This window comes from Psychrobacter sp. M4, from assembly GCF_055699795.1.
Window position 1 is genome coordinate 652,915 of record NZ_CM146740.1, and the last position, 23,008, is coordinate 675,922.

Genomic DNA, 23,008 nt, shown 5'->3' on the forward strand with positions numbered 1-23,008 from the left:
TTTGCTCCTTTCGCTATGAGTCTAAAGGCGTTTGTAATCTACTACGATTGGGCGATAGTTTTGACAGCATCGAAGCGGACAACGGCGCAAAGTCTCCTAACATCATATCGGCAAGCGCCTCAGCACAAATGGGCGCAAAAGCATAGCCTTTAGCGCCCATCGCACTAAGTGTCCATAGCCGAGCACTGTTACCCAATTGACCGACCATCGGATGATAATCAGGCGTTTGCGTGCGTACACCAGCGCGAGCTTGCCATTTATCCGTATCCACTGGAACGATAGCTTCTAATTCCGGAATAACCGTCACCAATTTTTCACGGCCAACCTTGTGCTCGCTGGCGCGAATATCAGTTGCAGTATCATTGCGTATAAAGCTTGCGCCCAGTAAAAAATGCGTCTGCGCCTCCTCAACGTTATTCAAATCACTATCGTCTTTTTGGCCCATAAACGCCGTACAATAACCGCCATATTTAAGCGGTATTTTAGGCAGACTGGCTATTTGCGCTTCGGTTGCAATAAACCAAGACAGTTGACCGCGAATTTTGCGACAATCGAAAATACGCTTATCTAAATAGTGACTCTCAAAAGCGGCGCAAATGACGACATTATCTGCAGCAATGACTAGCGTGTTTTGTTCTTTACCTTTACCACTGATACTAATTTGGGTCTGAGTCTCTTCTATGTCGTCAACAGCGATTTGGCAAAAGCTAATCAAAGCATGCGCCAAGACTACCTGCTTTAAAGATTGCGGATTGACCAAGCCCGACTGAGGCAGATAAAGATTTTCGGATAAATCTTGTACTTTTAACCCGCTGTTTTGCTGCGCCTGATCATTTGATAATGTGGTTGCCATACTGTCTGGGTAATCAGCAATTTGTTCGGTAGTAACATTGGCCTTCATTAATAAATCCAGTGCTCCTGTCATCTCTATAATAGGCGCTGTATTATTTATAGTGGCCATATTGTTAAGTTGTCGATATAGTCGACTGCTATAAAGATAACCTATAGTATGCAAGTGCTCATCAGCGTGATGGATAGGCGTCATTTTTGGTGCTAAGAGGGCGCGTGGATTACCAGATGCCCCGGCTAGTGGCGCTATTTTATCTAGCAAAGTGACTTTTATACCACGATTGGCAAGCGACCATGCTGCCATCAAACCGGATACACCCGCTCCGATAACGATAATATGATCCAGTTTGGGAGTTGTTTTTTGATCGCTTTTAATAGAAGTTAAGTCTTTAGTTTCTAAATTATCTTTCATAACAGCGGTTAACATCTCCCGCTTACGCCCGAAGCCTTTTACTTTTTTGATGCTAAAGCCGCCAGCTTGCAAGCCGCGTTTGACCACACCGGCACAGCTATAGGTAGCCGCAGTGGTGCCTGTATGTGACAAACGCTGAATTTGTGCAAATATCGCTGTCGTCCATAAAGACTCATTACAAGAAGGTGCAAAACCATCCAAGAACCAAGCGTCGACATGCGCGGTTTGCTCACTAATAACTTGCGTTTCTAATTTTGCCAAGCTAATAGCTGCATCACCTAACCAGATATCAAGTATTAAATCATCTTCATTAAAGCAAAGGCGATGACAGCCTGCGATAAGTGTAGGATAGGCGCTTAATAGCTTATCAATCAGTTCAGCCAATTCAGGAGCGCGTTGTCTCCATAGCCCTAGTATTTGAGTTAAATCTGCAAGCGTTATCGGGTGCTTTTCAGTGGTGATGATGTGCAGTCGAGCCGTTGTTAGGTGTGAGTACACAGCACGAAGTTGTCGCCATAACTGCCACAGTGCTAGCACATTAAGCCCAGTGCCAAACCCCAATTCGGCAACTGTAAAGCTTTGATAAGAGCGTAGGTTTACCAAACGCTCAGGCAGCCAATTGTTATCTAGAAAAACATGACGCGACTCTGCCAATCCATCTGCATGTGAAAAATACACGTCACCAAACTCACCTGATACCGGCACTTGATTGCCCGTATCATCTATTTGCCAGTCGATCTTGGCCGGAATAATGACATTGGGATGTTCGGTATTCTGATAATTATCAGCACTGTTGTTAGCGCTGGGATCAGGATTATCGATAAAAGTCATGCAAGCTCAGTACAAAATATAAAAAGGGCTTATATAAAAGACATTCTTTATAAGAATAAAATTACCAGCGATCACGGCGTACAAATACTAGCCACGAGATAAAGATACCGACCAATAAGCTGATAATAACGGTAAAAGCACCATATAAAAACAACTGACCTCTGCTCTCAAATACCAAAACGTTGACCTGAGTTTGTAGGTCGTTGACTTGCCGTTGTAACTGTGCGTTTTGACTAAGCAGCTTTTGATTAGCGTTTGAAAGAGCACTCTCAGAAGGTTGAAGCTGGGCGGCCAAAGTCTGATTATTCGTGGTAGCCGTATCTACTGTAGAGGCAGTATTGGGTTCTGACGTTTGCTCTGATAACGTCTCATCAGCGTTCACTACCGCTGCCGCTTGTACCTCTATAATCGATATACTTAAAGCGGCGAGTAGGATGATACCTATCAAACTGTGTTTCAAACTTTGTTTACTAAAAGGTTTTATTAATAATACTGCTGTCCATAGTTGAATCACGCTTTTGCTACCTTTACGTTGTCAGTATCTTGAGGCAATACTTTAATAAAGGGTTTAATATCGACATGACTGTAGACCCCATCGCGCAAATAGGGCTCAGCACTTGCCCAAGCTTGCGCCGCTTCAAAAGACTCAAAGTCAGCGATAATAAGGCTGCCTGACATGGCATCCAAGCCGTGTTCAATAGGCGTGGGACCTGCGATAATGAGACGCTGCTCACGCTCTAGAATTTGTAAACGTTCAATATGTTCAGTACGCGAGATCTGACGTTGCGCGCTACTGTCTGCGACGTCATGACCGATAATAACAAATGCTGGCATTGCAACTCCTTGATAAACGGTAAATTTAAACAATAAATAGTCGGCGTTAGACTACAAAAGGGCACTAACAACTTTATTTAGTGGCTTTGTCCGTTATCGCCGGGTTTAGATGGTTCTTAAGTACGGCAAACTGAGCAATAACGAACACCAACATAATCGGAATCCAACCATAGGTTTTAAAGTTGATCCATGCCTCATCAGACATAGTGAATGCCGTGATATAATGCAAGACACCCATAAGAGCAAAAAACAGCGCCCAAGCGACGGTTAGTCTTTTCCACCCGCTCATAGTAAGCGCAAAGACATCTTTCATCGCCAGTTGTATTAAAGGTTTATTGATAGCGGCGCTGATCAATAAAGTCAAAGCAAACACACCATTGATAATTGGCGACTTCCAGCGTAGATAGATATCATCACGCAGGAGCAACGTACCGCCGCAAAATAGAATTGTTAATAACAAGACAATCCATTGCTGCTTATCAAACTTGCCCTTTTGGCGTATAAAGTGAATGGCATAGACAGCTACAGTAGCAATCAAGAGCGCACCAGCTGCCGCTAAAATGCCGTATTGACGAGCAGCAATAAAAAAGGCGATTAGGGGAATGAAGTCTAGTAAAGCTTTCATAATAAAGAGGATGTCCAACAAAAACGTATAGGGTAGTTTACACGTCTACTGCGCTAAAAAAAAGCAATCAACGCGGTAACGCCACTATAACAATGATATCTTATTAGCGGGCTTAATGGACACTCAGCAGCAGCTACTTGCTAAAAAACTGACTTACAATATTTTTACCATTAGTTTTACAATTATCGTTATCTACATCTAATATTTTAATTTATAGATTGAGGCCAGCTTTATGAAAATTGATTTACATTGCCACAGTACTTGCTCTGATGGCACCTATGCGCCGACAGAGGTGGTCAGACGTGCTTATGCCGCTGGAGTCGACGTTTTAGCATTGACCGATCACGATACTTTGGCAGGTATTGATGAGGCACGCGCTGCTGCGACAGACTGTGGTATGACCTTTATCAATGGAGTAGAGATCAGCTGCGAGCATACGCTAAGTGGGGGCTATGGCAAGAACAAATCCACGAATAAAATTATTCATGTAGTAGGTTTGGATTTCACTGATCGCGCCAAAATGCATGCAAGTCTGCAGCAACTACAAGACAGCCGCGCTACTCGTGGTCAACGTATTACTAAAAAGCTCAGTGAACTGCTAGCTATTGATTATGATGAGCTTTGGCAACAAGTTTGCGCCAAGGCAGATGGCAATCCACAGGCGGTTGGACGCGCTCATATTGGACAAGTATTGTTTGAGCGCGGAGAAGTCAAAACCGTGCAGCAAGCTTTTGATAAGTATCTTGCCGACAATAAACCCGCTTATGTCGCTATTGATGCGCTTAGCATGGCGCGCGGTATTGAGCTGATCCACGCTTGCGGTGGCAAAGCGGTACTTGCGCATCCAACTCGCTACCAGCTGTCAGCCACTCGAGTACGTAAGCTCATCAAAGAGTTTGCAGAGCTTGGCGGCGATGCTTGTGAGCTGCCAAGCAACAGTGAACCACTAAGTACGCGACGAATGGTTGATCGTAGTATCAATGAGCATCAACTAACAACGTCAACCGGTAGTGATTTTCATGGTAGTAATATGCCGTGGCGACGTATCGGTGATGTACCTGCATTAACTGCCGACCAACGGGGAGTTTGGCAGCTCTTTCGACATGAGGGCTATCAAATATAATGGCAATAAACCATATATCGTCTATAAATGCCCTCCATAATAATCTTATTGCTATGTCATCTAAAAATTGCCAAACTTCTTATTTAGTCTTCTCGTTTGCTATCAAAACTGTTCTTTTGCTATTGAGATTATAGTACTTATGTACGATTCGGTTTCATACAAATAAAAATAATATTCACTAAATAGAATATATTGTTGCTCTTGTATAGAGCTTATGTAAAAATGAACAGTACATATAGGTTATTGATGGTTAATTTTGTAATTTTTCATACTAACTCATATTTTATTGTTTCTATAATATTGCTGTAAATTAGTATATTAGTTGTACTTAATGTAGTATTATAGTTTTTATTGTATTAATAAAGTAAGCGGTATAATAATAAAAGTATCATACTTTTGATGCTTCAAACCCATCTATCAACCTATCATTATAAATAATTAGTAAAATTTTTTATTTAATAGTAGCGATAGGATAAATAGGCACGTGGTAACGCATATATGTCTGTATCTATATACCAGCTAGGCTACAAAAAGCTCTCTCAAATTATTTTTGAGTGGCAAGCTGCAGATAGAGCATCATTATTGGCTTTATTTATTGTCATGGAAATCACCATGCATTGGTTATGGTGTTTGTTTGTATGGATAGGGCGAGACTCTTTTGATGGTTATGTAGACATGGTGCTGTTGTATCCATCGTGGCTAATCATAACGATAATAGGGTTATTTTTTTGGTGGATGGTAGGTCATTTATCGCACATAAAAAACGACTATAAAAGACTACACCACTGGCAAATCGTACTCATTGGTATTTATAGTTTATATATCGCTATCGTAGTCTTAGTGATGGGGCATAGTAGCCTTGTGTCTGGTGTATCGCTAGTTGGTGGTACTATGTTGGCGATGATGCTCGTGCGGCGGCGCTATATTTGGTATGCTTTTTTGTTTCAAATTTTCCTTATCTTGTTGGTAACCATCTCTCCTTATTTGGGTATCAATCTACCTAATATGCGTCAGTTGACCAATACTGCTGTACCACTTGGTGCTTACAGTGATCAAGGTTATAGCGAAATGGTTTCTATCGAAAACGCAATTGCGGCCTCCATTTTCCAAGACGGTACTCTTAGCTGGGATAGCATTAATGAGATCAGGCGCTCATCGATATTTTTCTGGCGTTCAACCCATATATATCTAGCACTACCTAAAGCTATCTTTATGGTATATGTATTTAGTACGCTACTATTGATACTAGATAAAAGTAGAAAAGAGATACTGCAGTACGCTAGTCATGATGAATTAACGGGTCTTAAGAATCGCCGTTATGGCTTAAAAAGAATGAAGCAGATGTTAGCCACTCTAAACAGCGCCCAAGACTACAGTGTCATTTTGCTTGATTTAGATTTGTTCAAAAACATTAACGATAATTATGGTCACGACGTAGGCGATCAGGTGCTAAAAGAAGTCGCTGGTGTATTGACGAATACTCTTGGCGAGAAGAATTGTGTTAGTCGTTATGGTGGTGAAGAGTTCTTGATTATTCTACCTGATACGCCACATGATGCAGCGATGAGCATTGCCGAACAACTGCGCTCCGAGATCGCAAGATACGTGGTTCAAGTTGACAATGGGCCTAATTTTAAGGTGACAGCAAGTTTGGGTCTTTATACGCTGACACACTGTGCGCGTGCGTTTCTTAAACAGGAGTATCTAGCGACTGCACCAAAGGATGCTACGACACTTCCGATCAAGCGCCGCAGGACAAAATCACGCCAAAAAGGCCAGTTAATGACAAGAAGCTGTGATATGGTTCGCGCCCAACTACCTATTGATACCTGCCAGCGTTTAATAAGTATTGCAGATAAGGCTCTATATAAAGCAAAAGCTCAAGGACGCAATCAAGTTGTAAGTGCTAATCAAATGCCAGATACAGACAGCGATATAGTCCATTCTATAGCTACTAATGTCGTTTGCGTTTGAACTTGTTTGCTGATAGAGACTACGCAACCTACATGTTAAAAAAAGCATCCCGGCAGTACTGTATCAGTTTTATAGTGATACAACTGTATGTAGCTGCTGTACTAGATTAGCTAATACACTGGTGGCAAAGCTGCCCGTTATCAAAGTAAAGCTCAATATTAGCGTTCGTTCGCCTGTTGGTTGATCTACCCATTCCCAAGTTAAGTCCTCAATAGGCAATCTTAGCGCGCGTCTTTGCTCTTTAACCTGCCGCTGCTCTAAACCGGTTGCCAATTGACTTAGCAATGTATTTTGCTCTACAACATTGTGTTCTAATTGTGCAGCCTTACCAGTTGTTTTATCATTACCTACTCCCCATAGTGCCCCTGTCGGATGAATATCACCACTGCCAAGTCTTGCACTTAGTATGTCATCTATCGCTTCAGTTGCGAATATCGATCCTGAGCCATTTAGATTAAATACCTCGCCATCAAGCCCAGTATTCCAGCTGCCACTGCGCACCCGCGCCGCCAATATCTCGTTGAATATCAAGCTACGCGCTGCAGATAGCTCCATACTGTTTTGCTCTCGTGGAGTGCTTTTACCCTTACTTTTTTTCCGTGAAGAAGGTTTAGAGTGTTTGTTCGCTACTGGACGAGCAAACAGTTGTAGCGCCTCTTTAATATTGTTACCACCGAATCCAAAACGCTGCGAACCAAAATAGTTAGGGACGCCACTTGCACTTATAGCTTGCAAATGCTCTTCTATAGATGATTTATCATGGTCAAATTTGACGTCTCGTAGCGTAATAATAAACTGGTTGGCCCTATGCGTACCGCGATTCAGTTTTTTGTTATGCCACTGGGTGGCAAGGATAGTAATGGACTCGTTATCGCCAATATCAATCGGTGCAAAATCAGTAGTTGGCAACTGCTTTTTGGGCAGACGTAGGCTAAACCACTGCGTCGTTAGGGCTTTTCGGTCTTTAAGTCCCGAGTAGCCCACATCGCGCAGTGGAATACCTGCCCACTCTGACAATAATTTGGCGAGATAAGCGGTATTTATCCCTGACTTTTGGATATGCAGCCATAAGTGCTCTCCCGCGTTTGTGAAATCGATATCTAGTATTTCGTTCACTACAAAGTCCTCTGCCTTTGATTTATAAGTCGCTTGTTTTATAGGAGGAGTGATCGGCTGCGGTAGCTTTGCAGTATCAGTCGTGTCGGCAAAGTCAATCGTTGTCGCATCAAAGCGGTCATGAAGGTTTGAGGTCATAAAAAAGTCTTTTTTAAATTGAGCGTTTGAGTTAAGTAGGTATGGATTTAGGAATTCATAATAAGAGTAGAAGTTACGTTTTGCAACGAGGCAGATATACAATAAAACATCAGTAGTTTAGTGGTCTTGGTACTATTAATAGGTTCAGCTAATAGATTCAATTGATAAGTCAGGCAGCAACCGCAACCGTTAAAGATAACCTATGAGCTCAAATAACAATCAGATCGATAATAAAATCACTACCAAAAACCTAGTGACCATCAATAAAGCTGACATTCCTAGTGGCGGCATGAAATCATACAAACAAAACGACGATAGTATCATCTTAATCACCCGTGACGAAGACGAGTTTTTTGCCTTTGATGGCAAGTGTCCTCACGTTGGCGCAGATTTAGGCGATGGTATACGCTGTGGTGACCGTGTCGTTTGTCCTTGGCATCATGGCAGTTTTAATAGCCGTGATGGGACATTACTAGAACCAGTCGCTATGCGCGGCTTAACTCAGTATAAGCTGACCGATGAAGGTGATACTTTAAGCGTTGATACCTCAGCAAAGATGGACAAACACGTAGAAAATGACCAACTGATTGATACTCATACTCTTATTGTCGGCGGCGGCGGCTCAGGTTTTATGACCGCTAACCAGCTACGCCATACCGGTTATGGTGGTAAAATTACTATCATTAGTGCTGATGACACCGCCCCTTACAATCGTCCGTTATTATCCAAAGCGTTTTTAGCCGGCAAAATGGATGAAAGCAAACTTATTTTAGGCGGTCCAGAGTGGGCTAAGAGAAACAATATTGACCTACATCTGAATAAAACGGTCAGCAAAATATTACCTAATGAGCGCAGCATTGTTATCCAAAATGATAGTGGTAATAGTGAGACCCACACTGCTGATTTTTTAGTAGTAGCAACAGGAGCACAGCCAAAAGTACCGCCATTTAAAGGTGCGGATGCTAAAGGTGTCTATACTTTGCGTAGTATGGATGATGCCAAAGCTATCAAAGAGGCAAGTACGGGCAAAAATGTGGTAATAGTGGGTACTGGTTTTATTGGTATGGAAGCGGCCTCGGCGCTATCACAAGCGGGTGAAAGTGCTGCTATCACTGTCGTTGCTCGCGGCGCTCGAGTGATGAGTAACATTGTCTCTGAGGCGGTCAGCAATGCTTTAATAAACATGCATGAAGACAACGGCGTGCGTTTTGCTTTTGGTGCCGGCGTCGATGCCATTAACACTGATAATGACGCTGTCAGCGGCGTAACTTTGTCTGATGGTAGTACCATTGATGCTGATATCGTTATTTTAGGCACAGGAGTGGCACCGCGTACCGACGTCCTTGATGATGTCAATGACCCTGATGGCGTGCAAGTCGATGAGAATCTACAACTGCGTGATGGGGTTTATGCTTTGGGTGATATTGCCAAAGCGACCAATCAAATGGGACGCATGCGTATTGAGCATTGGCGCGTAGCCTTGCAGCATGGCATCGTAACGGCTGGGGCTATCTTGGGTGATGACGAAGTTAATTCATTAGAGGAACGTATTCCTTTCTTTTGGACTGCCCAGTACGGTAATAGCCTACGCTACAGCGGCCATGCGGCAACGCCTGATAACAATATTTTGTTAGGTAGACCGAACGATTTGGATTACATCGAATATTATTTTGATGATGAAGGTGAGGATACTCGCGCTAGCGCTGCCAGTACGCTTGGTCGTGACAAAGAGCTTGCAGCCTTTAGTGAGCTGCTGCGCCGTGGACATGCACCAACGCGCGCGCAAATTAATAACGGCTTCGACATCATTGCTCAGGCGCACGCTTTATCATAGAAGTTTATACACATAATAGTTATGATAAAGGCTGGCCTGATCATTTAGGACAGTCTTTTATTTTGTACAAAGATAAAGCGGAGAGAAAGTCATGAATAAAGAGATAAATAAAAATGAGGTGTTTTTACGGCAGGCTAAAGCGGATGATGTTAGCGCTATTGAGCAGCTGTTGAATATTTGCTATCGTCAAGATAAAGGCTGGACTAACGAAGCTGACTTGGTCGGTGGTATCCGTACGACGCAAACCGAGCTGACCCAAACTATCGCTGCTCCGAAGCATTATTTCTTTGTTTATCCTAAAACCACTACCGGTACTCGCACAGGACAAGAGACTGGCGAGCTACTAGGCTGCATTGCGGTTGAGATGAAAGATGATACTGGTTCCGGGCGTCATGCTTATATCGGTATGTTCGCGGTCCATCCAGACTTGCAAGGATGCGGCGTGGGTCATGTGATCCTACAAGCGGCAGAGACTTTCGCCATTCGGCATTTATCCTCCAGTGAAGCGCAGTCTGGCAAACAACCGAGTCGTCTAACTATGTCTATTTTGAGTCATCGCCCTGAATTATTGGCTTATTATGAGCGCCGTGGTTATCAGTTAAATGGCAACAAAATGCCATTTCCGGATGATGGCAATAATGGTGATCCCAAGCGGCAAGATTTGATGTTATTGGAATTAGAAAAAGTCGTTGACGACCAGTTGTAGCTAAACTAGGCTCAGTTAAACCAAAAGTGGCTAAAGGTCATAAATACTCCAGCACTTAGTAGTAAGAACGCCAAGATAAGTAAACGCTTAAACCAGTTAAAAGCGGGCAGACGCGTAGCGTTGTCATCCGACATCAGATAAGCAAACAAGCATAATAGGCTTGCTGCCAAGGTCATAATGCCCAAACCAATTGGTAAAATATAAAGGTAGATTTGCCACACAGTCATCTCTCAGTAGTCGCTATTAGCAGTATCATAGCAGCATCACTATTGGGCTGTCTGTGAGTGGCTTTATGTTCCGCTTTAAGTAAAAGCAATAAACTAAAAATAAGAATAAAAAATTAAAGGTAATGAATGAAATTCAATCTAACTAGCTAAATATGCTAAGCACTATCTATTAGCCGAGCCACTATCTTCCCCGAACGATAAGCCAGTAACGATAGCAGGGTTTCACTCATTCCATGACTATGCTCACTCGCCCCTTGAATAAATATCTTAGGTTTAAAATCGTCATTAACGGTTTTTACCCTATAATTTGTATCTAGCACCAACCGATCCTCTACATCGTAGACTAGATATTCTTCAAAATTTTTGACGATATCGGTCGCTATGATCTCGTAACCTGTCGCTAAAAACAGGCCATCGAACTCAAAGCTTACGGTTTTATTATCTACTAACTCTTCAAATATTGCCTTTTTGGAATGACTATCTATACCTTGCAGCTCATGAAATCGATGCAGCTGTATCTGCTCACTGCCGATCAGCTTTTGATAATAGAGGCGTTCGTACAGTATGCTGATTAGTTTAGGATCGACGACTGAATAATTGGTGTTTCTATGATTTTCAAGCACCGCTTCTCGAAAGTCATCATCAAAAGTTAGAAAAGTTTCAACCGTGTCACTATCAAAGATCTCGTTAACAAATTCGGTTTCATCAGCAGGCTTTAAGGCATAATTTCTAAAATATAGATCTACCTTAGCGTTTGGATATTCATCTGCTAAATGCAATGTAATCTCAGCGGCGCTCTGACCTGAACCAACGACTACAAATTTATAGTCCGAGTTTCGTTGAGTAAAGTCAGTTTCTAAGCTGCGTAAAAAATCATCAGAATGGCTGATTTTGATATCCGGATTAGCCCTCATGTACTCAGGAATTATTTTGCTTATCCCTGTCGCAAGCGAGATATCTTTTGCGTAGATGATTTCTTTTTCTTGAGTGCTAATATTCTGCAAATGTAGCGCTAAGTATTCAACGACGTCTGAACCTTCTGCCACCACAGGCTCGATCTTAATTACTTTGGTGCCATATTTGACGTAATTTTTGAACTTTTTAGCTGCCCATTTTAGATAGTCGTTGTACTCCACTCGCCTTGGAAAAAAATGCTTAAGGTTGGCAAAACTCTCTAATCGATCATTTTCTGCTAAGTAATTGATAAAAGTAAAAGGACTGGTAGGATTTCGCAGCGTCACTAAATCTTTAAAGAAAGAGATCTGCATCTCAGCTTCGGGTATAAGCATACCGCCGTGCCAAACAAAGTCAGCTTTGCTCTCCACGAACATTATTTTTGCATTATCATTCAACATGTTTTTTTCTGACAGCGCCACGGCCACAGAAAGATTTGCTGGGCCAAAACCTATCCCAATAAAATCGTAAATTTGCATAATAAACCTTGATTGAGTAGAGATGGTTGTAAAGTGGTGATAAATTTTTGGTAAATAAGAGGGTAACTATGAGCGGCATTTCTCTAAGTCTACTAAGAAGATATCAGGTTTAGGCCCTTAAAGGGAGAAAAACTGGTATTAGATATTTGATATTAGATATATAAAAAACAGAACAGTGAATCAAAAATCGTTGCATAAAAAAGGCCATTCCGTCCAGAATAGCCTTTTGATGATACTGAAAATTTATCAAATTATCGCCTATTAACGCATAGTCACAAACTCTTCTGAACCTGTCGGATGAATGGCAACGGTATCATCAAAGTCTGCCTTCGTTGCGCCCATTTTGATCGCCACCGCAAAGCCTTGAATCATTTCATCAACACCAAAGCCAATACCATGCAGACCAATGACTTTTTCATCATCGCCTAAGCAAACAAGCTTCATCACGCATTTTTGACGATGCTGAGTCACCGCGCTATACATCGAAGTAAAGGTCGATTGGTAGCATTTGATGTTTTCTTTACCGTATTGCTCAACGGCGTCAATCTCAGACAAACCAATCGTACCAATAGGGGGATGAGTAAAGATAACCGTTGGCACCAAATCATAAACCAAGTGCTCATTGGTTTTGTCATTAAACAAGCGCTCAGATAACCTACGACCTGCTGCAATAGCTACGGGCGTTAGATCAATGCTGCCTTCAATAATATCACCGACCGCATAAATGCCATCAACGTTGGTATTTTGGAACTTATCGACTTTGATTTTACCGCTATCAGTTGTCTCAACGCCAGTTACTTCCAAGTTAATATTGTCAGTGGAAGGCGCGCGGCCAATCGCCCAAATCAGGCAATCTACAGTATCAAGAGTACCGTCCTTGGTGAACAACTCTAGACTATCATCTTCGTTCTTTTTAACTTCGGTAAGCGTAGTGTTGGTATGCAATTGAATACCATCTTGCTCCATCTCTATGAGCAAGGTCTCAACGATGGTATGGTCAAAGGAGCGTAGCGGCGAGTGTTGACGGACATATAGATGCACCTCAGCACCTAAGCTATTAAGGACACCGGCGATTTCAACAGCGATATATCCAGCACCTGCGATAGCCACACGCTTTGGCAGGTGATTCAACTTAAAAAAGCCATCAGAATCAATACCGTATTCCGCGCCTTCGATATCAGGAAGAATAGGATGACCGCCAGTAGCAATCAAGATATGATCAGCAGTAATTTGTTCGCCGTTGACCTCTACGGTATTGGTATCGACAAATTTGGCAAAACCCTTTATTACCTCAACGCCGTTTTTAGCCAAGTTATTGTCATAAGCGCGGTGAATATTTTCAATATATTGTTGACGGCTTTGCACTAACTTTTGATAGTCGAAGTTTTTTAGTTCCACGTCAAAACCGTAGTCTGGTGCATACTTTTCAATGGCTTCGGCTACTTGCGCGCCGTACCACATCACTTTTTTGGGTACGCAGCCCCAATTAACGCAGGTGCCGCCCAATTGCTCAGCTTCGATAATGGCACATTTTTTACCATAGCTTGCTGCACGGTTAAGCGAGGCAATACCGCCGCTACCACCGCCAATGGAAATATAATCATAATGTTTTGTCATTGTTGATATCTCTTTATTAAGTTTTGGTACAATTTCAACCTTATAGTAATGGGTATAATAATAAATCTTACAAGGTTTTTATCATGAAGGTGTGCCAGCTAGTATCAATGCATAAAAATATTTGAGCAAAAATAGCCTAACACATAATAATTTCATTTAAACCTACTTAAACAATGGCACGGCGTCTATAAAACAACAGTCCCGGAATAGACAAGCCCAGCACCAATCCTGAGGTCACAAATAACGCCTCAAACAAATAAACCATCATTTGGCTAAATAATTCGTCCGAGAAGCCAAAATAACCGATCTGCACCATACTGACCATCGCTTTATAAGCAGCGATGCCCGGCATCATACAGATAACACTTGGTGAGATTAATGCTTTGGGTGGTAGGGTATATTTTTTAGAAAAATAAACCCCCAAAAAGCTGGCAAGCATCGCGCCAAAAAAGCTGGCCACAACAATATGGATATGCTGATAGACCAGCGCCGTTTTTAGGCCGAATCCAAACGCCGTCATCAGCAAACAAGGCAGGATATAGCGTTTGGGCAAGGTGAACATCAGCGTCCAACCAAGGGTAATGATACAGGCCAGCATCACGGTTTCGATAAACCACATCTCAAAACCCCCAGTGCTGTATTTGCAGTAACACCAGCGCCATCACAATGCCAACGCAAGCGGACAAGGTCAACATATAAGTAAAAACTGCACGTCCAATCCCAATATTGACATAGCCTTTTAGAATATCTGAGAAAGAATTGATCAACGGAAAACTTGGCACCAGTAGCAGTACGCTTGAGGCAACGGCAATATCGGCGTTATTACCAATGTCAAAATAATAGGTCGTCGCGCCAATCAAAGAGGCAATAAAAGCGGTCACAATAACCGTTATAAAGGGGTTAAAATGATGTTTGGACAGATAAATACGGGTGAGCATAGCTACCATGCCAGCGATAAAAGTCACTGCGGTAATCGACCAACTGCCGCCATTAAGATTGGCAAACGCAGCGCAAGAAGCGCCAACAAATATCCCTACTAGCCACGGTGGGTAAACGGCCTTATCCAACTTATCAAAAGCAAGGGTGGTAAGGTCGACTAAATTACCCTTGCCTATAGCAGCTTCGGTTTTGTTGACAATTTGCTGAATCTGCACCAACAAATTGACATTGATGCTTTGATTAATGGTGTCGCGAGTAGTGGTGATACAGCGTTCATTACAGATGGTGGTCAAGGTGATGGCATTAAAATTCAGCGAACATTCTACGCTACTCATTCCTAAAGCGAATCCCAAGCGTTTCGACAGGTCAACCACCACGGCAGACTCGGCACCATATTGCATAAGGAGTAATCCGCAGCGCACGCACAATCGAGTAATGCGCTGTTGCTGTACGTAGCTGATAGAAGTCATGGGTTAATACGCATATCGGTTATCAATATCAATAGTTCGAGTAGTTATCGGATACTTGGCAATGCTTAGCTGTAGTCGCCTACGAAAAAAGCCTGCTTGATGATACCATGAAGCTTGAATAACGTTTATATTGATAAGAAAAAAAGGAAGATTCATGCATATTGCTATCTTAACTCTGACTTTTGCTCTGCCTGGCTGTAGCTCTTTAAAAGAAAAACGCCAACGTATGGGCGGCTTGCATGCGCGCTTTGGCAATAATCCAAGCGTCGCCGTATGTGAGAGCGGCGAGCGGGATCGGCATGATGCCAGCGAGTGGACGTTTGTCATCGTCGGACTGTCTAAACGTGAGGTTGAGTCGCAATGCAGTCAAATAGAGGAGAAGATAGAGCGGACGGTAGATGCAAGGATGATGAATGTTGCGCGGGAGTTTATTTAGGTGGCGGCGTTTTTATATCCTAGCATTCAAAACCCTATCAAGCAAAATCAAGGCTGATTTCAACGCCTAAGTTAGCATTGATGTTCACTAATGCATCTAAACTAAACTTGCTGATTTTGCCTTGTAATAAGTCATTAAGACGAGGTTGCGTAATTCCGCAAAGCTTGGCAATCTCGCTTTGAGTGCCCGGTGTTTGTTTAATAATATCTGTAATATGATGCATAAGCTCAGCACGCAATTTTAGATTGGCGCTTTGAGTAGGGGTATCGCATAGAGCATCAAACGCAGAGGTGTATTTAGTCATTTTTTAAATCCTGTATGAGTGATTTAAGTCTTCGTCCTCTAATGATGTGCCTAGAAACTCAATATCTTTCATATGTACCTTTATCATTATTAGGCAATGATATCAGTACTGATATAAAGCTAATAGGGTTTTTTTGATTTAATTTAACTCTAAGACAATATTTCAGTAGTTAATAACAATTGCATCTTCTATCAAGTAGATATTTTTATTTTATTTTACGCTATGATCTCAGGGTCGCAAGTTTCGTCCAACTTAACAATTAATTGTTAACTCCAAAATAATATAAGGTTAAATTATGACTGCAAAGCGGTTTCAAGAAAATAATGAAGATAGGATATCTATTAGTACGCCTACCGATAATGACCCTACGCTGGTTCATTGTCCAAAGTGTCAATCGAAAGCGTTTGTGATTTTATACCATGACGAAGTAAGATTGAGTTGTCCAAGTTGTGGTTATAATCAAGCGAAACTAGCTGAACAAAGAACGTTTTATTGGGGTGCGGAAAATCCAGCCGATAGTTATTTTGGGGTAGATTTATGGTTACAAACAGACTGTGCTGGAGAGAGTCTATGGGCGTTCAATAGACGTCATTTAGAATATTTAGAGGACTTTGTATCAGCCAAACATAGACAACGTAATCCAAATATTGAGACTTGGCAAAATAGTTCATTAGCCAGTCGTTTACCTAAATGGCTTAAAGCAGCTAAAAACCGTCCGCAAATTTTAAAAGCGATTGAGGTTTTAAAGAGTCGAGTATAGAAGCGAAAATTTCAAAATCTATTTGTCGGGTGTCAAAACCTCCACAATAACCTACGGACTATGGTTTTCAATCCACTCATTAATCAATGGTAATTGACTCTCTATATCTTGCTTCAGATGCGGAGCACTATTGTCCGTCCAAGTTTCATCACACCAGTCACAGCTGTTATATAAATTACCAAGCCAAATAGGATAGTAAGCAATATTGTCTGGTAAATCTCTTGGCGCATCTATAAAATGAGTATCAATATTAGTAATGACCCTACAAACATCCATAGGAGTAGTTTCATCATTTAAATAATCAGTAGCTACTGCAACTAAATATTTAGCTGCCAAAATTTCATTATTTAATGATTGAGGTGAAAAATACTCGTTTAACACCGATGCAGTATTTAGTATAAGGTTTTCATAGTCATACTTTTTGGCCTCTAATAGTTCAAATACTTCTTGAGGAATATCATCGTTCCTGTCAATAAAGATATAAGCCCATTCTTTAATTGCTTCGACGTCTACTTCGTCTAACCAAGTTTTTACAAATATTTCTTCAATAGTTTTCATAGTATTGCTCAAAACTTTATTATACTCTACTAGTATTTTAATACCACCCTACAACCCTCGAAGCGCCCGCGTCGCCTCATCAAAAGCTACTTTAGCATCCTCTATCTCTCCGGCAAAAAGAGGAAACAGATGCGGCAGGGTCTCATAGACTTTCAGCTCAATCTTTATGCCTGCATCTTTGAGTTTATCAGCATAAGCCATTCCTTCATCACGCAGCGGATCAAATCCGGCTACCAAAATAACAGTGGGGTAACGCCTTTGACATCACCGAATATCGGCGATGTCATTGGGTTAGTTTTATCGGTTTTTTAGCCTTTTTATTTAGATAAAACTTACGCAATACGAGTCATTTGCGTAAGATTAGAGTCATCGATCATATCCTTTGTCACCTTCATAAAGTTTTGAAAGTGCTCGCTTTGTCCATGCTGATCCATAAGCTCCTTATTTTCCCATACCTCATAAGTGATAAAGTGATTCGGATTGGCATTATCTTGATGGATATTATAGTGAATGGCCCCTTGTTCGGCTTGTGATGCTTTGGCGAGCTTGAGCAGTTCAGACTTGAGTTGCTCGGCGCGCTCAGGTTTGGCGGTGATATTAGCAACGAGGGTGATGGCTTGTTTTTCTTGGGTATTCATAAATATGTCCTATGGTTGAATATTATAGTGATTGTAATAGATCTTGCGTTTGACGTTTAAGCTTGGCAATGGTTTTTTTATTCAAAGCATCTTGATGCGGTTGTCCGAACTCGCCTCTGGCCTCGCCCTGCGCGCCGTCTTTGATGTCATTATCAAAGTATTTACCTGTCTCATCAGCGAACTCATCGGATATGGCAAGCTCTGTTAGGATATTCGCGCCTTTATCCGCTGATGACCAGTATTTGCCATAAGCCTCATCGACCATTTTGGTATTGAGTAGCGAGCCTGGATTAACAGCAATCACGTTGATATTATCGTCTACAACGGCGTCCGCTAAATCCATACTCCACATCGTTAGCGCCAGTTTGCTTTGCGCGTAGGCTGCTTGGTCATCAAGACGCTCGTTTCCTGCAAACGCTTGATAGGATATTGGCGCTTGCGCCGCTGAGCTTAGATTGACAATGCGCGCTTGATTAGACTTTTTAAGTAGAGGTAATAGGGCGTTGGTCAACTCGTAAGACGCTAGATAATTGACGACGAAACGTACGTCCAATCCGTCTTTGGTCACGGGCGATGCGGTGGTATAAATCCCAGCGTTATTGATGAGGACATCAAGCTTTGCTAGTTTGTCATTCACTTCTGCTGCCATGCTACGCACCGCATTTAAATCTGACAAATCAGCCACAAACCCGTCAATCTTATCTGCTGCTGCGTCTGTCGCTACTGCTTTGACCTCCATAATAACGCTATCAAGCTTATCAGCATCTCTGCCATGCAAGTACACTTGATGCCCCGCTTTTGCTAAATTTAAAGCGGCAAGTTTACCAATGCCATCCGTGCTGCCAGTAATTAAAATATTCTTCGTCATGAGTCATCCTTATATTTTCAGTTATTATTTGAATTTTGGATGGGTTCTATTTTATCGGTCGTCATGGCGCTGATTGTAATGAAAGTGTTGTGATTGGGGAAGTGGCTGTAATCGCGAGGGTTTTTGATTGTGTTTTGGAATGGGATGATTGGGTGCGTGGAACGACTTTATCGTAAATTTCGAAAAGCCTAATGTGAATTAAGAGTTTCCTATTAATAATAATTAAAGTAATATTAAGAAGTGCTTATAAATTAGTTCTAAGAAAGTATTCATAAAATTATCGAGGGAGTAAAATAAGTATGAATATACAAAAATTATTTTTAACTTCTATTTCAATTACAAATTACTTGATAGTTTTGATAGGACTACTTTTTATTTTAACTTTATCTAGCTGCGATATGAATATGGAAACAGCACATGAAGACGTTCACATCAAAGACTTGAATTCTAATTCAACAGAAATTACAGATCAAATTATTAGTGAACTTTCTAAGGCTGATGTGTATTTTGATCATCCAAAGATAATGACTTATGGTGAAGAAGAGGTCATCATGCTTAATATTAATCCAAATGGGGTGGATGAAGAAAAAATTAAAGAAATATTTGATAAGTATGGAGAATCAGTTGAATCAATTATCGTTTCAAATAGAATGAAAGCCACACTTATTGCAGAAAGCTTTGAAGTCAAAGAGCTCACAACTGACATACAAGCGGTAAGTAATAATAATGATACAACTTGGAAATGGAGCTTATTACCGCATCAACCTGGCAATCATAACATTCATCTAGCTTTAATAGCGTACATTGAAATAAATAATAGAGAAACGCCATTACCAGTAATATCTTTTGATAGAAATATCAAAGTTGAGATAAGCTATTGGCAAAGGATAGTCTCTTTCTATCTAAAAAACTGGCAATGGATTTGGTCAGGTATTATGGTTCCAGTTGTATTATTCTCATGGGAAAAAGGATATATCTTAAAAAAATAATCTCAAAATTTCTTATACTCATTTGAGGAGTACTGCTTAAAACCTTTAAATTTAAAACTATATTATATTTACAAGAAAAATATTTTTCTTTTGATTTCGTCAGACATATGTGTGTTGATACAGGTGATAATTTTAACGAGTTATTTAATACAAGTAGAGTTTGTATAACAAAAAAGGCCGCCCCAAAAGAGTGACCTTCAAATCAAAACCAAACAATCAACCTACTAACTCGCCTCAGACATAGCCTGCTCTAAAACCGGCTTTAAAAACTCACCCGTAAACGAGCCTTCAACTTCTGCCACTTCTTCCGGCGTACCTTCCGCGATAATCATACCGCCACCTTTACCACCCTCAGGGCCAAGATCAATGACCCAATCAGCGGTTTTGATAACATCTAAATTATGCTCAATCACCACGATGGTATTACCTTTATCACGTAGCGCATGCAGGATATTAAGCAATTTATCAATATCATGGAAATGCAAACCTGTGGTTGGCTCATCTAAGATATACAGCGTTTGTCCGGTATCACGCTTGGCAAGCTCACGTGCCAGTTTTACCCGCTGGGCTTCACCGCCCGATAGAGTAGGCGCGGATTGACCAAGGCGAATGTAGCTTAGTCCCACATCCATCAACGCTTGCAAGCGACGATAAATCGCGGGAATCGCTGAGAAAAATTCAGTGGCATCTTCTACGGTCATATCGAGCACGTCAGCGATAGTTTTACCTTTGTAGTGAATCTCAAGCGTCTCACGGTTATAGCGCTTGCCCTCGCAGGTATCACAGGGTACATACATATCTGGCAAGAAGTGCATCTCAACCTTGATGAGACCGTCACCTTGGCACATCTCACAGCGACCACCTTTAACGTTGAAGCTAAAGCGACCGGCTTTATAACCACGCGCGCGCGCTTCTTGCGTTTGTGCAAACATTTCACGCACAGGAGTAAATACGCCCGTATAGGTTGCTGGGTTGGAGCGCGGCGTACGACCAATTGGGCTTTGGTCAATATCAACCATTTTATCTAAATGCTCAAGACCGCTGATGCTGTCATGCTTATCCGCGATTAAGGTTGACGCGTTATTGAGCTGGGTAGCCGCAATAGGCATTAAAGTACGATTAATCAGGGTTGATTTACCAGAACCTGAAACTCCAGTGATACAAGTCATGATACCAATTGGCAAACTTAAGTCCACATCTTTTAAGTTGTTACCAGACGCGCCTTTTAGCTCGATGGTCATGGGTACTTTTTTGGGTTTGGCTTTACCTTTCGCCTCGACCTCTATGGTTTTGGCCTTATGGCGTACCGTCGGAATCTCGATACGCTTCTCACCTGACATATATTGTCCAGTGAGCGATTCTTTAGTCGCCATGATGTCGTCTACCGTGCCTTGAGCGATGATATGACCACCATGTACACCTGCACCAATACCGATATCAATCACGTGATCGGCTTGGCGAATCGCATCTTCATCATGTTCAACGACGAGTACCGTATTACCCAGATCACGTAGGCGCGTTAGGGTTTTAAGCAGACGATCATTATCGCGTTGATGCAGACCAATAGACGGCTCATCGAGCACATACATCACGCCCATGAGACCGGCACCGATTTGGCTAGCAAGTCTGATACGCTGCGCCTCACCGCCTGATAGCGTTTCAGCAGAGCGTGCTAAGGTTAAATAGTCGAGTCCAACGCTCACTAAGAAGTTGAGACGCTCATTAATCTCTTTAAAGATTTTCTCCGCGACTTCGCCTTTATGACCGCTGATTTTAAGGCTTTTATAATAGTCAGCCGCATCGCCGATAGAGAGTTTGACGATCTCTGCAATGGTTTGTTCATCAACGCGGACGTTGCGTGAGATCTCATTTAGGCGCGCGCCATCACAGACATTACAAGTGGTATCGGCGAGATATTTTGCAAGCTCATCACGCACAAGGTTGCTTTGGGTTTTGGCATAGCGGCGCTCAAGATAGGGTAGCACGCCCTCAAAGGGAATGGTCTTATTAGTCTTACGGCCGCGCTCATCAGTGAAGTTAAAGGTCAGCTTCTCTTTACCTGAGCCTTGCATAATAAGCTCTTGCTGCGCTTTAGGTAGGTCTTGCCATGGCATATCCATATCGATATTGAAATGCTTACAAACGGTAGTTAGCAAACCAAAATAATAAGAATGGCGTTTATCCCAGCCGTTAATCGCCCCTTGATTTAAGGATTTTTCATGATGAGTAATCAGCTTTTCAGCGGCAAAATATTGACGTTTGCCTAAACCGTCACAAGTCGGACAAGCGCCATACGGATTGTTAAAACTAAACATCCGTGGCTCAAGCTCAGACACCGCCCGATCGCACACTGGGCAAGAGTGTTTAGCCGACATCACTTGGTTGGTGTCGCCGCCTTCTTTGGGATTACCATCCATGAAGTGCAAGGTCACCAAACCTTGACCTAAACGCAGCGCGGTCTCTAAGCTTTCAGCGACACGGTTACCTAAGTCATCACGCACTTTAAAACGATCGACGACGACCTCGATAGTATGCTTTTTCTTCTTATCGAGCGTCGGTAGCTCGTCAGTATCATAGACATGACCATCCACGCGCACGCGCACAAAGCCTTGACCAATCAGTTGCTCAAGCAAAACCGTATGCTCGCCTTTACGCTCACGAATCACCGGCGCTAAGATCATAAGCTTGGTCTCATCAGGCAGTGCCATGACTTGGTCGACCATTTCGGTGACTGACTGCGCCACCATCGGCTCGCCGTGCTCTGGACAATAAGGCGTCCCGATACGCGCATAGAGCAGACGCAAATAATCGTAAATCTCAGTAATAGTACCGACCGTTGAGCGCGGGTTGTGGTTGGTTGATTTTTGCTCAATAGCAATGGCAGGAGACAGACCCTCGATACTATCTACCTCAGGTTTTTCCATTTGCGATAAAAACTGACGCGCGTATGCTGACAGACTTTCGACATAGCGCCGTTGCCCTTCAGCATAAAGCGTATCAAAAGCCAAGGAAGACTTACCAGAACCGGATAAGCCGGTAATGACGACGAACTTATCCCGCGGGATATCAAGATCAATATTTTTTAGATTGTGGGTACGCGCGCCGCGTATTGCGATATGGTCATTTGCCATCAGTTATAGGTTTCCTATGGGCTAAAGGGTGGTTAAAACCAATATAAACATACGGTTATAAATTAAAAACAGAAGTGAAAATTGATTAAATAAATAGATATAAAAATAAAGAGATTCTAAGTTAATAGTTAGAGCGAACTTATATTTAAAATCTTTATAAAACCCTTGTTAATTATTAATTGTTATTCATATAGGG

Annotated in this window: 23 protein-coding genes; 7 read left to right on the top strand and 16 right to left on the bottom strand. The window is 42.0% G+C overall.

Going from position 1 to position 23,008, the window contains the following annotated elements; genetic code table 11:
- Positions 1 to 13: 13 nt before the first annotated feature.
- The 4 genes from mnmC1 to ispZ all read right to left on the bottom strand — a co-directional run bounded on the left by mnmC1 (position 14) and on the right by ispZ (position 3,551).
- A complete protein-coding gene (gene mnmC1 / locus ACR63N_RS02820; protein ID WP_367106329.1) occupies positions 14 to 2,092 on the bottom strand; it encodes an FAD-dependent 5-carboxymethylaminomethyl-2-thiouridine(34) oxidoreductase MnmC1 in 2,079 nt (692 codons plus the stop codon).
- Between the two features lie 61 nt (positions 2,093 to 2,153).
- Complete coding sequence (locus ACR63N_RS02825) at positions 2,154 to 2,552, bottom strand: hypothetical protein (RefSeq protein ID WP_367105670.1); 399 nt, start codon at positions 2,550 to 2,552, stop codon at positions 2,154 to 2,156.
- A 50-nt stretch (positions 2,553 to 2,602) separates the two neighbouring features.
- Positions 2,603 to 2,926, bottom strand: coding sequence for a YciI family protein (locus ACR63N_RS02830; RefSeq protein WP_367105671.1), 324 nt, complete (start codon positions 2,924 to 2,926; stop codon positions 2,603 to 2,605).
- Positions 2,927 to 2,999: 73 nt separating this feature from the next.
- Positions 3,000 to 3,551, bottom strand: a complete 552-nt coding sequence (ispZ, locus tag ACR63N_RS02835) for a septation protein IspZ (RefSeq protein WP_367105672.1) — start codon at positions 3,549 to 3,551, stop codon at positions 3,000 to 3,002.
- Between the two features lie 232 nt (positions 3,552 to 3,783).
- Between ispZ and ACR63N_RS02840 the strand changes: the two genes are divergently transcribed.
- A complete protein-coding gene (locus tag ACR63N_RS02840; protein ID WP_367106331.1) occupies positions 3,784 to 4,674 on the top strand; it encodes a PHP domain-containing protein in 891 nt (296 codons plus the stop codon).
- A 498-nt stretch (positions 4,675 to 5,172) separates the two neighbouring features.
- Positions 5,173 to 6,648, top strand: coding sequence for a GGDEF domain-containing protein (locus ACR63N_RS02845; RefSeq protein WP_367106332.1), 1,476 nt, complete (start codon positions 5,173 to 5,175; stop codon positions 6,646 to 6,648).
- A gap of 69 nt (positions 6,649 to 6,717) precedes the next feature.
- On the opposite strand, the gene truD is transcribed toward ACR63N_RS02845, so the two are convergent.
- Positions 6,718 to 7,902, bottom strand: a complete 1,185-nt coding sequence (gene truD, locus ACR63N_RS02850; RefSeq protein ID WP_367106333.1) for a tRNA pseudouridine(13) synthase TruD — start codon at positions 7,900 to 7,902, stop codon at positions 6,718 to 6,720.
- 202 nt (positions 7,903 to 8,104) lie between these two features.
- Here truD and ACR63N_RS02855 point away from each other — a divergent pair, with 202 nt between their 5' ends.
- Complete coding sequence (locus ACR63N_RS02855) at positions 8,105 to 9,736, top strand: FAD-dependent oxidoreductase (RefSeq protein ID WP_367106334.1); 1,632 nt, start codon at positions 8,105 to 8,107, stop codon at positions 9,734 to 9,736.
- Between the two features lie 91 nt (positions 9,737 to 9,827).
- Entirely contained in the window at positions 9,828 to 10,442 is a 615-nt protein-coding gene (locus ACR63N_RS02860; protein WP_367105197.1) for a GNAT family N-acetyltransferase, read from the top strand.
- 11 nt (positions 10,443 to 10,453) lie between these two features.
- On the opposite strand, the gene ACR63N_RS02865 is transcribed toward ACR63N_RS02860, so the two are convergent.
- The 5 genes from ACR63N_RS02865 to ACR63N_RS02885 form a co-directional block, all read right to left on the bottom strand.
- Positions 10,454 to 10,669, bottom strand: a complete 216-nt coding sequence (locus ACR63N_RS02865; RefSeq protein ID WP_367105198.1) for a hypothetical protein — start codon at positions 10,667 to 10,669, stop codon at positions 10,454 to 10,456.
- A gap of 155 nt (positions 10,670 to 10,824) precedes the next feature.
- Positions 10,825 to 12,102: a lysine N(6)-hydroxylase/L-ornithine N(5)-oxygenase family protein gene (locus ACR63N_RS02870; protein ID WP_367106335.1), complete on the bottom strand. Its 1,278-nt coding sequence runs from the start codon at positions 12,100 to 12,102 to the stop codon at positions 10,825 to 10,827.
- 261 nt (positions 12,103 to 12,363) lie between these two features.
- Positions 12,364 to 13,719, bottom strand: coding sequence for a glutathione-disulfide reductase (gorA, locus tag ACR63N_RS02875; RefSeq protein ID WP_367106336.1), 1,356 nt, complete (start codon positions 13,717 to 13,719; stop codon positions 12,364 to 12,366).
- Between the two features lie 166 nt (positions 13,720 to 13,885).
- The gene (locus ACR63N_RS02880; RefSeq protein WP_367109779.1) at positions 13,886 to 14,338 is read right to left on the bottom strand and encodes a threonine/serine exporter family protein; all 453 of its coding nucleotides are present in this window, start codon (positions 14,336 to 14,338) and stop codon (positions 13,886 to 13,888) included.
- Between the two features lies 1 nt (position 14,339).
- On the bottom strand, positions 14,340 to 15,128 hold the full coding sequence (locus tag ACR63N_RS02885; protein ID WP_367105201.1) for a threonine/serine exporter family protein: 789 nt from the start codon (positions 15,126 to 15,128) through the stop codon (positions 14,340 to 14,342).
- Between the two features lie 154 nt (positions 15,129 to 15,282).
- On the opposite strand from ACR63N_RS02885, the gene ACR63N_RS02890 reads away from it, so the two are divergent.
- Positions 15,283 to 15,564 (top strand): DUF503 domain-containing protein, encoded by a 282-nt coding sequence (locus ACR63N_RS02890; RefSeq protein WP_472782423.1) that lies wholly within the window; start codon positions 15,283 to 15,285, stop codon positions 15,562 to 15,564.
- Between the two features lie 37 nt (positions 15,565 to 15,601).
- On the opposite strand, the gene ACR63N_RS02895 is transcribed toward ACR63N_RS02890, so the two are convergent.
- Positions 15,602 to 15,868 carry a helix-turn-helix domain-containing protein gene (locus ACR63N_RS02895; RefSeq protein ID WP_201586244.1) on the bottom strand — a complete coding sequence of 89 codons (267 nt, stop codon included), beginning with the start codon at positions 15,866 to 15,868 and terminating at the stop codon, positions 15,602 to 15,604.
- A 295-nt stretch (positions 15,869 to 16,163) separates the two neighbouring features.
- On the opposite strand from ACR63N_RS02895, the gene ACR63N_RS02900 reads away from it, so the two are divergent.
- Positions 16,164 to 16,628, top strand: a complete 465-nt coding sequence (locus ACR63N_RS02900; protein WP_472782424.1) for a hypothetical protein — start codon at positions 16,164 to 16,166, stop codon at positions 16,626 to 16,628.
- A gap of 51 nt (positions 16,629 to 16,679) precedes the next feature.
- Here ACR63N_RS02900 and ACR63N_RS02905 read toward each other — a convergent pair whose 3' ends face one another.
- The 4 genes from ACR63N_RS02905 to ACR63N_RS02920 all read right to left on the bottom strand — a co-directional run bounded on the left by ACR63N_RS02905 (position 16,680) and on the right by ACR63N_RS02920 (position 18,692).
- Positions 16,680 to 17,186, bottom strand: a complete 507-nt coding sequence (locus ACR63N_RS02905) for a hypothetical protein (protein WP_472782425.1) — start codon at positions 17,184 to 17,186, stop codon at positions 16,680 to 16,682.
- Between the two features lie 48 nt (positions 17,187 to 17,234).
- Positions 17,235 to 17,423 carry an alpha/beta hydrolase gene (locus ACR63N_RS02910; protein ID WP_472782426.1) on the bottom strand — a complete coding sequence of 63 codons (189 nt, stop codon included), beginning with the start codon at positions 17,421 to 17,423 and terminating at the stop codon, positions 17,235 to 17,237.
- A gap of 95 nt (positions 17,424 to 17,518) precedes the next feature.
- Positions 17,519 to 17,824 (bottom strand): putative quinol monooxygenase, encoded by a 306-nt coding sequence (locus ACR63N_RS02915; RefSeq protein WP_367106340.1) that lies wholly within the window; start codon positions 17,822 to 17,824, stop codon positions 17,519 to 17,521.
- Positions 17,825 to 17,846: 22 nt separating this feature from the next.
- Positions 17,847 to 18,692 (bottom strand): SDR family NAD(P)-dependent oxidoreductase, encoded by an 846-nt coding sequence (locus ACR63N_RS02920; protein ID WP_472782427.1) that lies wholly within the window; start codon positions 18,690 to 18,692, stop codon positions 17,847 to 17,849.
- 299 nt (positions 18,693 to 18,991) lie between these two features.
- On the opposite strand from ACR63N_RS02920, the gene ACR63N_RS02925 reads away from it, so the two are divergent.
- Entirely contained in the window at positions 18,992 to 19,681 is a 690-nt protein-coding gene (locus tag ACR63N_RS02925; protein WP_472782428.1) for a hypothetical protein, read from the top strand.
- Positions 19,682 to 19,905: 224 nt separating this feature from the next.
- Here ACR63N_RS02925 and uvrA read toward each other — a convergent pair whose 3' ends face one another.
- On the bottom strand, positions 19,906 to 22,812 hold the full coding sequence (gene uvrA, locus ACR63N_RS02930) for an excinuclease ABC subunit UvrA (RefSeq protein ID WP_367106343.1): 2,907 nt from the start codon (positions 22,810 to 22,812) through the stop codon (positions 19,906 to 19,908).
- Between the last annotated feature and the right edge of the window lie 196 nt (positions 22,813 to 23,008).

Excerpts from the sequence above, each read along its gene's own strand:
- ACR63N_RS02900 (WP_472782424.1), top strand. The coding sequence starts at position 16,164 with ATGACTGCAAAGCGGTTTCAAGAAAATAATGAAGATAGGATATCTATT.
- ACR63N_RS02890 (WP_472782423.1), top strand. The coding sequence starts at position 15,283 with ATGCATATTGCTATCTTAACTCTGACTTTTGCTCTGCCTGGCTGTAGC.
- ACR63N_RS02870 (WP_367106335.1), bottom strand. The coding sequence starts at position 12,102 with ATGCAAATTTACGATTTTATTGGGATAGGTTTTGGCCCAGCAAATCTT.
- mnmC1 (WP_367106329.1), bottom strand. The coding sequence starts at position 2,092 with ATGACTTTTATCGATAATCCTGATCCCAGCGCTAACAACAGTGCTGAT.
- gorA (WP_367106336.1), bottom strand. The coding sequence starts at position 13,719 with ATGACAAAACATTATGATTATATTTCCATTGGCGGTGGTAGCGGCGGT.
- truD (WP_367106333.1), bottom strand. The coding sequence starts at position 7,902 with ATGACCTCAAACCTTCATGACCGCTTTGATGCGACAACGATTGACTTT.
- ACR63N_RS02865 (WP_367105198.1), bottom strand. The coding sequence starts at position 10,669 with ATGACTGTGTGGCAAATCTACCTTTATATTTTACCAATTGGTTTGGGC.
- ACR63N_RS02905 (WP_472782425.1), bottom strand. The coding sequence starts at position 17,186 with ATGAAAACTATTGAAGAAATATTTGTAAAAACTTGGTTAGACGAAGTA.
- ACR63N_RS02840 (WP_367106331.1), top strand. The coding sequence starts at position 3,784 with ATGAAAATTGATTTACATTGCCACAGTACTTGCTCTGATGGCACCTAT.
- ACR63N_RS02925 (WP_472782428.1), top strand. The coding sequence starts at position 18,992 with ATGAATATACAAAAATTATTTTTAACTTCTATTTCAATTACAAATTAC.
- ACR63N_RS02885 (WP_367105201.1), bottom strand. The coding sequence starts at position 15,128 with ATGACTTCTATCAGCTACGTACAGCAACAGCGCATTACTCGATTGTGC.
- ACR63N_RS02895 (WP_201586244.1), bottom strand. The coding sequence starts at position 15,868 with ATGACTAAATACACCTCTGCGTTTGATGCTCTATGCGATACCCCTACT.
- uvrA (WP_367106343.1), bottom strand. The coding sequence starts at position 22,812 with ATGGCAAATGACCATATCGCAATACGCGGCGCGCGTACCCACAATCTA.
- ACR63N_RS02845 (WP_367106332.1), top strand. The coding sequence starts at position 5,173 with ATGTCTGTATCTATATACCAGCTAGGCTACAAAAAGCTCTCTCAAATT.
- ACR63N_RS02880 (WP_367109779.1), bottom strand. The coding sequence starts at position 14,338 with ATGTGGTTTATCGAAACCGTGATGCTGGCCTGTATCATTACCCTTGGT.
- ACR63N_RS02830 (WP_367105671.1), bottom strand. The coding sequence starts at position 2,926 with ATGCCAGCATTTGTTATTATCGGTCATGACGTCGCAGACAGTAGCGCG.
- ACR63N_RS02855 (WP_367106334.1), top strand. The coding sequence starts at position 8,105 with ATGAGCTCAAATAACAATCAGATCGATAATAAAATCACTACCAAAAAC.
- ACR63N_RS02860 (WP_367105197.1), top strand. The coding sequence starts at position 9,828 with ATGAATAAAGAGATAAATAAAAATGAGGTGTTTTTACGGCAGGCTAAA.
- ispZ (WP_367105672.1), bottom strand. The coding sequence starts at position 3,551 with ATGAAAGCTTTACTAGACTTCATTCCCCTAATCGCCTTTTTTATTGCT.
- ACR63N_RS02920 (WP_472782427.1), bottom strand. The coding sequence starts at position 18,692 with ATGACGAAGAATATTTTAATTACTGGCAGCACGGATGGCATTGGTAAA.
- ACR63N_RS02915 (WP_367106340.1), bottom strand. The coding sequence starts at position 17,824 with ATGAATACCCAAGAAAAACAAGCCATCACCCTCGTTGCTAATATCACC.